This window comes from Amycolatopsis tolypomycina, assembly GCF_900105945.1.
In the GTDB taxonomy this organism is placed as follows: domain Bacteria; phylum Actinomycetota; class Actinomycetes; order Mycobacteriales; family Pseudonocardiaceae; genus Amycolatopsis; species Amycolatopsis tolypomycina.
In genome coordinates this window covers 6,184,970-6,198,098 of the sequence record NZ_FNSO01000004.1, presented here as the reverse complement: position 1 = coordinate 6,198,098, position 13,129 = coordinate 6,184,970, and the positions used below count along the sequence as shown (strand labels likewise).

Here is a 13,129-nt window from a genome sequence, read left to right as displayed (position 1 = left end):
GACGCCCGGATTGTTAGCGCTAACAATTGCGTTTGCGGAACGTGCCGGGCATCAACCGGAGCATTGCGGGAACGGTGAGTTTCGAGCCGATGTTTCGGTGCTGCGGCAATCAGCTTGCCCGGGATCGGCCCGCGAAGACAAGACCTTCGAGCAATTCGACGGCGCGCCGGGCGGCGGGGTGCTGCGCAATCGACTTCTTCACCGCGAGCCCCAGGTGCCGGACCGGCGTGGGCGCCACCAAGGCGACGGTCGTCAGGCCCGCCGGCAGCTCGCCGATGCCGAGCGACGGCACCACGGTCAGGCCGATTCCCGTGGCCACGAAGGACATCGCCGTCCGGTAGTCGTGGGTCTCCACCACGAAACTCGGCGAGAACCCGGCCTGGGCGCACGCGTTGAGCAGCACCTGGCGGCACGGCCCCTCGCGGAGGTCGTTGTCCACCCAGTGCCGCCGCGCGAGGTCCGCCAGCGGCACCTGCGGCAGCCCGGCGAGCGGGTCGTCGGCGCGGACGACGGCGAAGTACGGGTCGTCGGCGAGCCGGCGGACCTCGACGGTGCCCGGGCGCTCGGTGCCGGTCTCCTCCACGAAGATGTCGACGTCCGGGTCGCCCGGGGTGAACTCGGTCAGCAGCAGGTCGAGCCGGAGGTCCGGGAACTCGGCGCGCAGCGCGGCGACGGTCGGCGCCAGCCACGTCGCGCCGGCCGAGCCGAAGTAGCCGATCGACAGGCTGCCGACCCGGCCGGCGCGCAGGTCGCCGACCACCCGCTCGACCCGGCTGAAGGCCTCGAACAGCGTGTCGGCCTCGGCGGCCAGGGTCCGCCCGGCCGCCGTGGGCTCGATGCCGCGGCCGGATCGCTCGAACAGCTGCAGCCCGGTTTCCCGTTGCAGGGCAGCGAGTTGCTGGCTCACGGCCGACGGTGTGTAGCCGAGCGAGGCGGCGCTCGCGCGGATCGAGCCCGTGGCGATCACCGCCCGCAGGACGCGGAGCCGGGGGATGTCCAGCATGGGTGCGAATGTACAGGCTTGCTTAACGGACGTCCAGAACTAATCGCTTGTGCTGTACAGACGCCTCGGGTGACGATGCCGGGGTGACCGAACTCCTCGAAACCACCCGCCCGGCCGGCCCCGGCAAAACCGAACTCGCCAAGATCGCGGTGGCCGCCGGGCTCGCGGTCGTGCTGTGGGGTTCGTCGTTCGTCGCCATCCGCGGCATCGGGCACGCGCTGTCCCCGGGACCGCTGGCGCTGTTGCGGCTCGCCGTCGCGGCCGTCGCACTGACGGCGATCGCGCTGACCCGGCGGCCGGTCCGGGTCCGGTTGACACGCAAGGCGTTCCTGCTGGTCGCGGCCTACGCCGTGGTGTGGCTCGCCGGGTACACGGTGGCCCTCAACGCGGGCGAGCAGCACGTCGACGCGGGCACGGCGGCGCTGCTGGTCAACCTGGCGCCGCTGCTGGTCGCGGTCGCGGCCGGGAAGTTCCTCGGCGAAGGCTTCTCGCGGTCCCTCGTCGTCGGCTCACTGGTGGCGCTCGGCGGCGCGGCGCTCATCGCGACGTCGGCGACCGGCCAGCGCAACTGGGCGGGCGTCCTGCTGTGCCTGCTGGCCGCCGCGCTGTACGCCGCGGGCGTGATGATCCAGAAGGTGGCACTGCGCCACGTCGACGGCCTCACGGCGATCTGGCTCGGCTGCGTCGTCGCCACGGTGGTGCTGCTGCCGTGGGCACCCCAGCTGGTGGCCGAACTCCGGGCGGCGCCGGCGTCCGCGGTGGTCGGCGCCGCGTACCTGGGCGTGTTCCCCACGGCGATCGGCTTCACCGCATGGGCGTACGCACTGCGCCGCATGGACGCCGGTCGCCTGTCGGCGGTGACCTACGCGGTGCCGGCCGCGTCGGTGCTGTTGTCGTGGCTGTTGCTGGGGGAGATCCCCACGCTGTACGGCCTTGTCGGCGGGGCGCTCTGCCTGACCGGGGTGGCCATCTCCCGCAAGCGGTGACGCCCAAGCTGCGTGACACCTCCTCGGCCGTTCGGCGCTTTACGCACCAGGGGAATGGTGCCTACGGTGCGCTCGCACCCATGCGGCCGGTCCGTGCCGACCACGGCTGAAGGAGGTCAGGTGTTCCGCAAACACAGACGCAGTACCCGCGTCACCGTCACGGTGCTCGCGGCGGCGGTCCTGCTCGCGGTTCCCGCGTTCGCCGCCAGTAGCAGCGCCGCCGTCGATCCGGGCGCCGCGCCATGGCTGGATGCCCGGCGGCCGGTGCCGGCGCGGGTCGAGGCGCTGCTGCAGGCCATGACGTTGCCCGAAAAGGTCGGGCAGATGGATCAGCAGCTGGTCTCCACGCTGACCGACCCGAACGGCACCACGTGCGGCAACAACGGTTTCAACATGCCCAATCCCGACTGCATGCGGAAGATCCTCGTCGACGCGCACGTCGGTTCGATCCTCGCGGGCGGCACCGAAAACCCCGTCGACACCACCGGCAAGGGCGGCGTCGGCAACACCGGCTACGACTGGGCCACCGAGTACAACATCATCCAGCAGTTCGCGATCAAGAACTCGCGCCTGCACCTGCCGGTCGTGTTCGGCGTCGACGCGGTGCACGGCTTCGGCCACCCGTGGCAGGCGCCGCTGTTCCCACAGTCGATCGGCATGGGCGCCACCTGGGACCCCGCGCTCGCCCACGCCGGCGGCAAGGCGACCGCGGACGCCCTGCGCGCCACCGGCTGGACCTGGAACTTCGCCCCGGTCCAGGACATCGCGCGCGACAACCGCTGGGGCCGCACCTACGAAACCTGGGCCGAGCAACCGGCTCTCTCGGCCGCGCTGGGCGCCGCGAACATCAAGGGCATGCAGGCGCCCGGCAAGCGCGGTGAGCTGAACGTCAGCGCGACGGTCAAGCACTTCGCCGGCTACTCGCAGTCGATCAACGGCCACGACCGGGCCGAGGCGCTGCTCCCGATGAACTACCTCCAGACGACGATCCTGCCGCCGTACGCCGCCGGGATCGACGCGGGCGCCGGCACCGTCATGGTCAACTCCGGCTCGATCAACGGCGTTCCCGCCACCGCGTCGCGCTACCTGCTGACCGACATCCTGCGCAACCAGATGCGCTTCCAGGGTGTCGTGATCAGCGACTACCAGGACGTCGCCGCGTTGCAGACCGCCTACCACATCGCGCCGGACCTGTCCGGTGCCATCGCCGCCGCCGTGAACGCGGGCGTCGACATGAGCATGCAGGTCTCCGACGCGGCCGGGTGGCAGGCCGCGATCCTGCAGGCCGTCGACACGGGCAAGATCTCGCGCGCGCGGATCGACCAGGCCGTGCGCCGGATCCTCACGCTGAAGTTCCAGCTCGGCCTGTTCGACCAGCCGTGCGTGGCCGACCCGGCGAAGCCCTGCGTCGACGCGAACGCCGCCAACGCCGCCGTCACCGCCGGGCGTGACCAGACGCTGAAGGCCGCGCGGGAGTCGATCACGTTGCTGCGCAACGAAAACAACGCGCTGCCGTTGCCGGCCGGCGCGAAGGTCGTCGTGACCGGCCCGAGCGCGGACTCGATGACCAACCAGCTCGGCGGCTGGAGCGTGAGCTGGCAGGGCGTGGCGGGCGCCGGGCACGTGTGCTGCATGGGCCCCGAAAACCAGATCCCGCCGGGCACCACCGTGCTGAACGGCATCCGGGCCGCGAACCCGGCCGCGGTCTACGCGCCGGACACCGCGAGCGCCGTCGCGGCCGCGGCGGACACCAGCGCCTACGTGGCGGTGGTGGGGGAGAAGGCCTACGCGGAAGGGCTGGGCGACAACCCGGCACCGGCGCTGCCGCCCGACCAGCAGGCCCTCATCTCGGCCCTGGAGGCGACCGGCAAGCCGGTGATCGTCGTGGTCGTCGCGGGCCGTCCGGTCGGGCTGGGCCCGGCGAAGCAGGCGAACGCGGTGCTGATGGCCTACCAGGGCAGCACGGAAACCGGCACGGCCGTGGCGGATGTGCTGTTCGGCAAGGTGAACCCGGCGGGCAAGCTGCCGATCAGCTGGCCGTCCGACGCACCGGCCGTCGGCGGCGACTTCGCCGGCACCGCGCCGTCCCCGCTGGGGGACCAGCCGAAGTTCTTCGACCAGCTGCCCAGCACAGCGTCCGGTCAGGGCAACGCCTACAACCCGCAATACCCGTTCGGCTACGGCCTGTCGTACACGACGTTCACCCACACGAACCTCGCGGTGACGCCGAAGGTCGCGCGCGACGGCACGGCCACCGCGACGTTCACCGTCACCAACACCGGAACCCGCGCGGGCACCGACATCGTGCCGGTGTACGTGGCCCAGCCGGTGAGCCCGGTGGTCGTCCCGCCGCAACGGCTGGTCGGCTTCGCGCGGGTGACGCTGGACCCGGGCCGGTCCCAGGTCGTGCGCGTGTCCTTCCCGGCGTCGGCGCTGGCCGCGAGCGCGGGCGACATCAACGCGTCCGGCCCGCCGGTCGTGGTGCCGGGCAACTACGTGCTGCAGCTCAACAAGAACAGCACGACGCCGTACGCGGTGGACGTGTCGGCGCCGTTCGTGATCCGGTAGCACGGGTGCGGGGGCGACGCGCCGGCGTTGCCCCCGCAAGCCCGTCAGGCCAGGCCGAACCGCTCGGAGTGCACGCGCCGGGCGGGGACGTCCAGCTCGCGCAGGGCGCCGAGCACCGCCGAGGTCATCGCCGGCGGGCCGCAGACGTACACGTCCCGCTCGGCGATGTCGGGGACCAGCGCGCGGAGGCTGTCCGGCGCGAACGGCGTGGCGCCATCACTCGTGCGCCCGGTGAGCAGGTGCAGCCGCCCACCGCGGTCCGCGACCAGGGCCCGCACCTCGTCGGCCAGTACGGCGCCGGCTTCGCTGCGCACCCGGTGGAGCACGACGACGTCGCCCGCCGGTTCCTCTTCCAGCAGGGCCCGGATCGGCGTGATCCCCACCCCGCCGGCGATCAGCAGCGCGCCGGGCCGCGTCCGGTGCACCGAGGTGAACGCGCCGTACGGCCCCTCGACGAACACGCGGCTCCCGACCGGGACGTCCCGGAGGCCGGCGCTGGTCGTGCCGACCGCCTTGGCCGTCAGGCGCAGGGTGTGGCCGTCGGGTGCCGCCGACAGCGAGAACGGATTCGCCTGCCACCAGCGGTTGTGCCCGGGAAACCGCCAGATGCAGAACTGGCCGGCCCGAGCCGGGAACCGGTCGAGGTGGCGGCCGGTGACGGACACCGAAACGACGTCGTCCGCCTCCGGCGTGACGGCCGTGACCCGGAACCGGTGATAGGCGTTGCGCCACAGGGGAACCAAGATCCGGCCGGTGACCAGGGCGCCGAACGCGAACAGCCACAGGAGCCACCAGTACGCCTTCGCGAACCAGGACGAGCTGAAGGTCGTGGTCTCCAGCAGCTGGTGGACGAACGCCAGCCCCAAGGCCAGGTACAGCAGCAGGTGCACGCCGTGCCAGGTCTCGTACCGCAGTCGCCGGCGCACCGGCCGCACGGAGACGGCGGCCACCACGACGACGATCGCCGCGGCGCCGATCCCGAGCAGGGAGGCCGGCACGCCGGCCAGCGCGAAGAACGTCTTGACCATCGACGCGTCGTCGAGGAGCGCGTAGCCGAGCACCACCAGCACGGCGTGGGTGAGGATGGTCCACAGCAGGGTGAAGCCGACCCACCGGTGCCACACGGTCAGCCGGTCCATCCCGATCCGCCGGTCGAGCCACGGCAGCCGGGCCACGAGCAGCAGCTGGAACAGCAGCACCACGGCGGCATGCAGGCCGACGAACTTCGCCACGGTGAGCACGCTGTTCTTGCCGGTCCCGGCGGTGAAGAACAGGATCTCGACGATCACCAGGTTGCCGAGGACGAACGTCCCCAGCGCCCACCGAGCCGCGACGGCGGGCGGTACGGGGTGTTGCGGCGCCCGGGATGCAGTCGCGTCCACCCTCAGCCCTCTCGTGTCCATGCGTCATCACTCCAGCCCCGGCGGCCTGGCCGGCCGCTGGTGGGTCCATGGAGAGTACGCCGTCCCGGCGGCGTCCCGCCCTCAGCAGGTTGCTGGTCGGCCGCCAGCCGGACGGGGTCCACAGCTCATGCCACGGTCCTTTGAACAACGCGAAGTAGCTGCGGGCCGGACACGGGACCGGTCCCGCGACCGGCTGATTACCGTCACGTCATGAACGAACTGCCGTCGACGAAGGTGGCCACCGCAGCGCTGGTGCTCGGCGTGCTCGGCTGGATCGCTTTCCTCGGGGCCTACGGCCGACCGGGCCTCGACGGAGACGTCGGCGAAGCCCTGTACTACCAAACGTTCTCGGTCCTGGCCCCGGTAATCCTGCCCCTGCTCTCGATCAGCTTCGGTCATCTCGGGTTGCGGAGGGCCCACGCGGGCGCGAGGTGCCGCGGACGCTCGACCACCGCGCTCGTGCTCGGCTACCTGCTGCTGATCATCGAAGTAGCTCGGTTCGTCGCGATGACGGAGCACTGACCTGTCGGCTGTCATCGCCGTTCTGCCGTTCTGCCGTTCTGCCGTTACGGCGGCGCTGCGGCACCACCGGGCGACGCGACCACTCGTCTTCGACGCGGCCGAACATCGCTTCGGTCTCCCCGGCGGTCGGTGGGGCGACAGTCCGAACCGGCCGGCCAGAGCCTTCGAGCGGTGGCAGGCACGCAACTTCGTCCGTTCGACGGTGCACGCACGGGTGGTGCGCGCGTTAGGCTCCGCCTCCATGATCGAGGACGAAGCGCCAGCCGATCCGGTCGCCTCGCGTCGGCCGGGCTATCTGGCTGACCTGGCCGGTGGGGTCGATCGGTTCTTCGAGCCTCGGCGGGCCCGGTGTCCGTGGTGTGACTCCGCTGCCGTTCGCGGGCGGGTGCGGACCACCGATCTGCTGCAGCACAAGCCGGGCCGGTTCGGGCTCGACGAATGCCGGGACTGCGGGCACGTCTTCCAGAACCCGCGGCTGAACCCGGCCGGGCTCGAGTTCTACTACCGGGACTGCTACGACGGGCTCGGCGAAAAGAACATGACCGCGATGTTCGCCGGCAACCGGGCGGGTTACCGCTCCCGGGCCGAGCTGGCCCGGGACAACGGTGCGGCGGGTGCGTGGCTCGACGTCGGCACGGGGCACGGGCACTTCTGCGCGGAAGCCGCCGCCGTGCTGCCCGGGGTCGAGTTCGACGGTCTCGATCTCGGCGACGGGGTCGAGCTGGCGCGTGCGCAGGGCCGGATCCGGACCGGCTACCGGGGCCTGTTCGTGGACCTGGCCGAAGACCTCGCCGGGCGCTACGACGTCGTCAGCATGTACCACTACCTCGAACACACCGCGGAACCCCGGCGGGAGCTGGCGGCGGCGCGGACGGCGCTGCGGCCCGGCGGGCTGCTGGCGATCGAGCTGCCCGATCCGGAATGCCGCTGGGCGCAGCTGCTCGGCCGGTGGTGGCTGCCCTGGCTGCAACCCCAGCACCTGAACCTGATGCCGCTCGGCAACCTCCGTGCGGAGCTGGCCGGCCTCGGCTTCACTGTGGTCGCCGAGCAGCGCGCCGAGCCGCACGACGCGATCGACGTGCTGGCCGCTTCCCTGATGGCGGTCAACGCCCTGACCATCGCCGGCGAGGATCTTGCGTGGCGGGACGCCCCGCCGGCGCGGTGGCGGCGGATCCTGCGCAAGGCCACGTTCGTCGCGTGCGTGCCGTTGTTCGTGCTGGCCTCGATCGTGGACCGGGTCAGCGCACCGTTCGGCCGGAAACGCGGGTGGTCCAACGCGTACCGGGTGGTGGCCCGCCGGGATGCCGCATGATGGGCTCATGACGAGGCCGGTGTCCGAAGACGTGCTGTCCGAGTACGCCGCCCTCGAATCGGCCCTGGCCGACCCCGCCGTCCTGCGCGACCACCTCCGGGCCCGCCGGTTGCGCCGCTGCCTGGCGGAGCTCGGGCCGCTGCACGCGGCCGCCGTCCGGCTGCGGGCGGTCGAAGAAGATCTGGCGGCGGCTGTCGAGCTGGCGTGGGAGGCCGAGGCGCACCGGTTGTCCGCGGAGGCCGCCGAGCTGCGGGACGATCTTGCCGCCCGGCTGGCCGTGCGGGATCCCCGGGACCCCTTCGACGTGGTCGTCTTCGTCGAGGGCGACGCGCCAGAGGTGGCGTTGCTCGTGCGCCGGTATCGCGATCTCGCGGAGGAACGCAACTGGAGCGTGCAGCACCTGGGCGGCCGGCCCGGGCGGGTGGCCGCGTTCGCCGTCGTGGCCCACGAGGGCGCCGAGGGACCGTGGGGAGCACTCAAGCGCGAGACCGGGCGGGGCGTCCTGCCGGACGAGGCGTCGGCCCGGGTGACCGTGGTGCCGGAGGGCCCGGAGGAACCGGACGATCCGCCGCCCGAGGACCTGCGCCTCGATCTCTACTGCACGCGACAGCCGGAGCAGCCGCCGCACGTCTGGGTGACCCACCTGCCGTCGGGCATCCAGGTCCGGGGGACGGGCACCTGCTCGGTCGAGGCCAAGGCGGCCGCGATCAGGCAGGTCCGCGCCCTGCTGGCCGCCGAGGCGCCAGGACCGCGACCTGAATGACGGGTCCGGCCCGCCGAAAATTCCTCCGCGGCCGTGTCGATCCGTGGCCGGCTCGTTCGACCAGGACCTGCTGATCATGCGGGGCACCGACGAGTCGAACGCGGCCATGAAGGCGGGCGGATCGTGGCCGCGCCGACCCGGTTCACCGGGGATTTCGGGCTGGCCGAGGACGCCGCAGGAGGCGGTCGCCGAGGCGCTCGTGGCGTGGCCTGCCGCCGCGCCGGCCGATCCGGCCGCCTGGCTGATGACCACCGCCCGGCGGCGGGCGATCGACGCCATCCGCCGCCGGGCCGCGCTCCGGGACCGCCACGCCGTGCTCGCCACGGACCCGGAGCTGGGCCGGCACCCCGAGGACGTCGATCCCGACCGGATCGACGACGACGTGCTCAACCGGGCCGTCGCCGTGGCCATGGCCTCGGGGCCGGAACCGGCACTGGCCATCGTGGACGAGCTGGCCGCCGCCGACCGGCTCGCACCTGCTCCCCACCGTGCGCGGGGAACTGCTGGCCCGCCTCGGCCGTCGCCGGGAGCGCGCGCCGAGCTGGAGCTGGCGGCCCGGCTGTGCGCCAACGAACGCGAACGGTCCGTCCTGCTGCGCAAGGCGGCCGGCCTGGGCTGACTACGCCGGCAGCGTGCGCCGCAGGAACCCGGTGGTCAGCTCCCAGGCGCGGGCCGCCGCCTCGGGGTGGTGGAACATCGGCGCCACGTTGTTGTGGAACGCGTGCCCGGCGTCCTCCTGCACGTGGATCTCCGCACCCGGGTGGGCGGCCACGGCCGCCTCCACCACGGCCACGTCGGAGCGCGGGATGTACGGGTCCTGCCCGCCGAAGTGGAACTGGATCGGGCACTCGATCCGGTCCAGGCCCTCGATCTGCGCGGCCACCGTGGAGCCGTAGAACGACACCGCGACGTCCGGGTCGCCCTCGGCGGCCGCCGCGAAGGCCAGCGAGCCGCCCAGGCAGAAGCCGAGGACGCCCACGCCACCCGTCACCGAGGGGAGGGAGCGCAGGTGGGCCACCGTGGCCAGGACGTCGGAAAGCCCCAGCGCCGGGTCGAAGGACGACATGACCGCCATCGACGCCGCCACGCCCGCTTCGTCGTGCGTCGACGACCAGCCGGGCGCGGTCCGCCAGAACAGTTCCGGGACCGCCACCACGTACCCGGAAGCGGCGAGTTCCGCCGCGACCGAGCGGAGGTAGTCGTCGAGGCCGAAGATCTCCTGGATCAGCACCAGGCCCGGACCGCGTCCGGACGGGGGAAGCCACAGCGGAAGGTTTTCCAGCACGTTCTCCATCCGGGTCACCGTACTGGTTCCGCGGCCGGGAGCGTCCTAAGTTGAGGTGCCGACCAAGGAGGTTCGATGGCTGAGCAGACCAAGTACGTCCTGGACGAAGCCGATCTCCCCACCCAGTGGTACAACGTGATCCCCGACCTGCCCGAGCCCCCGCCGCCACCGCTGCACCCCGGCACGCGCGAGCCCGTCGGCCCGGACGACCTCGCGCCGCTGTTCCCGCAGGCGCTCATCGCCCAGGAAGTGACGACTGATCGCTATGTCGACATCCCGGAGGAGGTGCGGGAGGTCTACCGGCTCTGGCGCCCGTCGCCGTTGTTCCGCGCGCGACGGCTGGAGAAGGCGCTGGGCACCCCGGCGCGGATCTACTACAAGTACGAAGGCGTCAGCCCGGTCGGCTCCCACAAGCCGAACACCGCTGTGCCGCAGGCGTTCTACAACGCGGCCGAAGGCGTCACGCGGCTGACCACCGAGACCGGCGCCGGCCAGTGGGGGAGCGCGCTCGCGTTCGCCTGTGCCCAGTACGGGCTGGAGTGCGAGGTCTGGCAGGTGCGCGCCTCCTACGACCAGAAGCCCTACCGCAAGCTGATGATGGAGACGTTCGGCGCGACCGTCCACCCGAGCCCGTCCGAGCTGACCGAGTCCGGTCGCGCGATCCTCAAGCAGCACCCGGACTCCACCGGCAGCCTCGGCATCGCGATCAGCGAAGCCGTCGAACAGGCGGCGCAGGACCCGGACGCGCGGTACGCGCTGGGCAGCGTGCTCAACCACGTGCTGCTGCACCAGACCGTCATCGGCGAGGAGGCGCTGAAGCAGTTCGAGCTGGCCGGCGACACCCCGGACGTGCTGGTCGGCTGCACCGGCGGCGGCTCCAACTTCGGCGGGCTCGCCTTCCCGTTCCTGCGCGAGAAGCTGGCCGGCCGGATGAACCCGGTGATCCGCGCGGTCGAGCCGGCCGCCTGCCCGTCGCTGACGCGCGGCAGGTACGCCTACGACTTCGGCGACACGGCCGGGCTCACGCCGCTGCTCAAGATGCACACGCTCGGCCACGAGTTCATCCCGGACCCGATCCACGCGGGCGGGCTGAGGTACCACGGGATGTCGCCGCTCATCTCGCACATCTACGAGCTCGGCCTGATCGAGGCGCTCGCCATCGGGCAGCAGGAGTGCTTCGCGGCGGGCGTGCGGTTCGCGCGGTCCGAGGGCATCATCCCGGCTCCCGAGCCGACCCACGCGCTCGCGGCGTGCATCCAGGAAGCGTTGCGGTGCAAGGAAACCGGTGAGGAGAAGGTGATCCTCACGGCGCTGTGCGGCCACGCCCACCTCGACCTGCCCGCCTACGGCGCCTACCTGGCCGGGTCCATGGTGGACGACGAACTGTCCGAGGCGACGCTCGAGGAGTCGCTGGCGACGCTGCCGTAGGCCGTCAGAGGACGTCCGGGATCTCCGGGCGGGTCAGCTCGGTGCGGGCGGTCGCCAGGACCACGCGGTCGCGGCCGCCCGCCTTGGCCTCGAACACCGCGTCGTCCGCGGCCTGTAGCAGGATCGTGTACTCCGTGGCGGTTTCCGGGTACACCGCCGCACCGATCGACGCCGTGAGGCCGCTGATCACCTCGGGCTTGCCCGGGCGGATCACCGGGACCGGCACCTCGATCCGGGCGATCGCCGTGCGGATGCGGTCCGCGACGGACGCGATCTCCGCGCTGGTGGTGCCCGGCAGGAGGACGACGAACTCGTCGCCGCCGAAGCGGCCGACGTAGTCGCCGCCGCGGACCGAGCCCTGGATCGCCGCCGCGACCGCGCGCAGGACCTCGTCGCCCGCCAGGTGGCCGTTGCCGTCGTCGATGGCCTTGAAGTGGTCGATGTCGATCATCAGCACGCCGGCCGTCGAGGACAGTTCCGCCGCGCGGGCCAGCTCGTTGCGGGCCAGCTGCACCCAGAACTCCGGCGCGAGCAGCGCCGTCTTGGAGTCCGTGCGCGCGGCCGCCTGGAACTGGGGGAGCAGCAGGCCGATGTGGAGCGCCACCGGCGTCACCATGAGCACGGGCAGCAGCCACGGCCGGACCGTCATCACCAGCGCGATCCCGCAGCCGACGCCGACGGCGGCCAGCACGATCAGCACGTCGGACGGGTTGCCGAACGCCTGCCGCGGCGGCTTTCCCGGGTTGCTCATCAGGATCGCGACGATCACCAGGACGTAGTTCAGTCCGAAGTAGACGATCCCGGACACCAGCAGCGCGAGCATCCCGCCGAAGCCGTCCAGGTGGGGCACGTACGGGGCCAGCTGCCCGGTGCCCGCCCACAGCACGGCCCCCGAGGCGGCGCAGGCGAGGATCACGGTGGCGCCGGAGAACACTTTCCGGTGAATCACGCCGCGTCGCTTGTAGACGCGGACCCACGAATGGACGTAGCTGACGACGATGACCAGGGTGGCCAGCGGCGGAGGCAGCAGGAGCAGCCCGGCGAAGATCCAGATCGACTGCAGGTGCATGTGGGGACGGCCGTCGGCGGCGAGCTCGCGGATGCGCTCGATGCGTTGCGCCGCTTCGAGGTGCACGATCTCGCCGGCGAGGATCAGGCCACACCAGAGCAGCGACTGGGTGGTGACCGGCACGAGCGCGGTCGTCGAGACGACCACGAGCAGCGCCAGCGCGTCGACGACGAGGACGTAGCCGAACACCGGAGTGGCCAGCTTCCACATCGCCCACGTTCGGATACCTGATCGTGGACGTTCTGAGCTGGGCTTTCGCCCTGGGGACCCGGACAATCCCACGAAACGCCCTTCTGCTCAGGATGAAACTCTTCGCAGAATTCGTCACTGTAATCGAATGAACGCGGTGTGTCACTAGGCCGGTCAGGCTACGGTCCGGTTACGCACCGTGCCAGATCACTCACAAAACAGGAGAGAACCATGTCGCACTTCCTGACCGGCAGCAACATCGTCCCGTCCCGCGGCCGCCGTGGCCAGCGCCCGACCGACTGGACCCGCCGGCTCCCCACCGACTGGACCCGCGCGATCCCGACCGACTGGACCCCGCGGCAGCTGCCGACCGACTGGACGGCCCGCGAGCTGCCGACCGACTGGACGCGGCCCGGCGTCGCGCCAGCGCAGCTGCCGACGGACTGGACCCCGCGGCAGGTGCCGACGGACTGGACCCCGCGGGAGCTGCCGACGGACTGGACGCCGCGCCAGGCCCCGACCGACTGGACGCGGTCCTGACCAGAGCCCGGTGACCGGCTTTCGTGCCGGTCACCGGGGATCCGGGCCGGTTTGGGCCGGG

12 protein-coding genes are annotated in these 13,129 nt (G+C 72.0%); 8 read left to right on the top strand and 4 right to left on the bottom strand.

The genetic code is table 11. The features are described from left to right. Positions 1-109: 109 nt before the first annotated feature. Positions 110-1,003: a LysR family transcriptional regulator gene (locus BLW76_RS37950; RefSeq protein ID WP_091316679.1), complete on the bottom strand. Its 894-nt coding sequence runs from the start codon at positions 1,001-1,003 to the stop codon at positions 110-112. 83 nt (positions 1,004-1,086) lie between these two features. Here BLW76_RS37950 and BLW76_RS37945 point away from each other — a divergent pair, with 83 nt between their 5' ends. Both BLW76_RS37945 and BLW76_RS37940 read left to right on the top strand, forming a co-directional pair. Then, positions 1,087-1,989 carry a DMT family transporter gene (locus tag BLW76_RS37945; protein WP_091316677.1) on the top strand — a complete coding sequence of 301 codons (903 nt, stop codon included), beginning with the start codon at positions 1,087-1,089 and terminating at the stop codon, positions 1,987-1,989. Between the two features lie 120 nt (positions 1,990-2,109). Next, the gene (locus BLW76_RS37940) at positions 2,110-4,557 is read left to right on the top strand and encodes a glycoside hydrolase family 3 N-terminal domain-containing protein (RefSeq protein WP_091316675.1); all 2,448 of its coding nucleotides are present in this window, start codon (positions 2,110-2,112) and stop codon (positions 4,555-4,557) included. 44 nt (positions 4,558-4,601) lie between these two features. Here the strand turns inward: BLW76_RS37940 and BLW76_RS37935 are convergent, their stop codons facing one another. After that, positions 4,602-5,939: a ferredoxin reductase family protein gene (locus tag BLW76_RS37935; protein WP_244170499.1), complete on the bottom strand. Its 1,338-nt coding sequence runs from the start codon at positions 5,937-5,939 to the stop codon at positions 4,602-4,604. A gap of 231 nt (positions 5,940-6,170) precedes the next feature. Here BLW76_RS37935 and BLW76_RS37930 point away from each other — a divergent pair, with 231 nt between their 5' ends. The 4 genes from BLW76_RS37930 (at position 6,171) to BLW76_RS37915 (ending at position 9,176) form a co-directional block, all read left to right on the top strand. Next, a complete protein-coding gene (locus BLW76_RS37930) occupies positions 6,171-6,482 on the top strand; it encodes a hypothetical protein (protein ID WP_091316672.1) in 312 nt (103 codons plus the stop codon). Between the two features lie 385 nt (positions 6,483-6,867). Continuing rightward, positions 6,868-7,794 carry a class I SAM-dependent methyltransferase gene (locus BLW76_RS37925; protein WP_244170498.1) on the top strand — a complete coding sequence of 309 codons (927 nt, stop codon included), beginning with the start codon at positions 6,868-6,870 and terminating at the stop codon, positions 7,792-7,794. A gap of 7 nt (positions 7,795-7,801) precedes the next feature. Beyond that, positions 7,802-8,557: a PCRF domain-containing protein gene (locus BLW76_RS37920; RefSeq protein WP_167384871.1), complete on the top strand. Its 756-nt coding sequence runs from the start codon at positions 7,802-7,804 to the stop codon at positions 8,555-8,557. A gap of 43 nt (positions 8,558-8,600) precedes the next feature. Then, positions 8,601-9,176, top strand: coding sequence for a sigma factor (locus tag BLW76_RS37915; protein ID WP_244170497.1), 576 nt, complete (start codon positions 8,601-8,603; stop codon positions 9,174-9,176). Here BLW76_RS37915 and BLW76_RS37910 read toward each other — a convergent pair whose 3' ends face one another. Further along, positions 9,177-9,851: a dienelactone hydrolase family protein gene (locus BLW76_RS37910; RefSeq protein ID WP_091316668.1), complete on the bottom strand. Its 675-nt coding sequence runs from the start codon at positions 9,849-9,851 to the stop codon at positions 9,177-9,179. 66 nt (positions 9,852-9,917) lie between these two features. Here BLW76_RS37910 and BLW76_RS37905 point away from each other — a divergent pair, with 66 nt between their 5' ends. Continuing rightward, on the top strand, positions 9,918-11,270 hold the full coding sequence (locus BLW76_RS37905; protein ID WP_091316666.1) for a TrpB-like pyridoxal phosphate-dependent enzyme: 1,353 nt from the start codon (positions 9,918-9,920) through the stop codon (positions 11,268-11,270). Between the two features lie 4 nt (positions 11,271-11,274). Here the strand turns inward: BLW76_RS37905 and BLW76_RS37900 are convergent, their stop codons facing one another. Next, positions 11,275-12,549, bottom strand: a complete 1,275-nt coding sequence (locus BLW76_RS37900) for a diguanylate cyclase (RefSeq protein ID WP_091316664.1) — start codon at positions 12,547-12,549, stop codon at positions 11,275-11,277. 210 nt (positions 12,550-12,759) lie between these two features. Between BLW76_RS37900 and BLW76_RS37895 the strand changes: the two genes are divergently transcribed. Next, the gene (locus BLW76_RS37895; RefSeq protein WP_091316662.1) at positions 12,760-13,068 is read left to right on the top strand and encodes a hypothetical protein; all 309 of its coding nucleotides are present in this window, start codon (positions 12,760-12,762) and stop codon (positions 13,066-13,068) included. Positions 13,069-13,129: the final 61 nt, after the last annotated feature.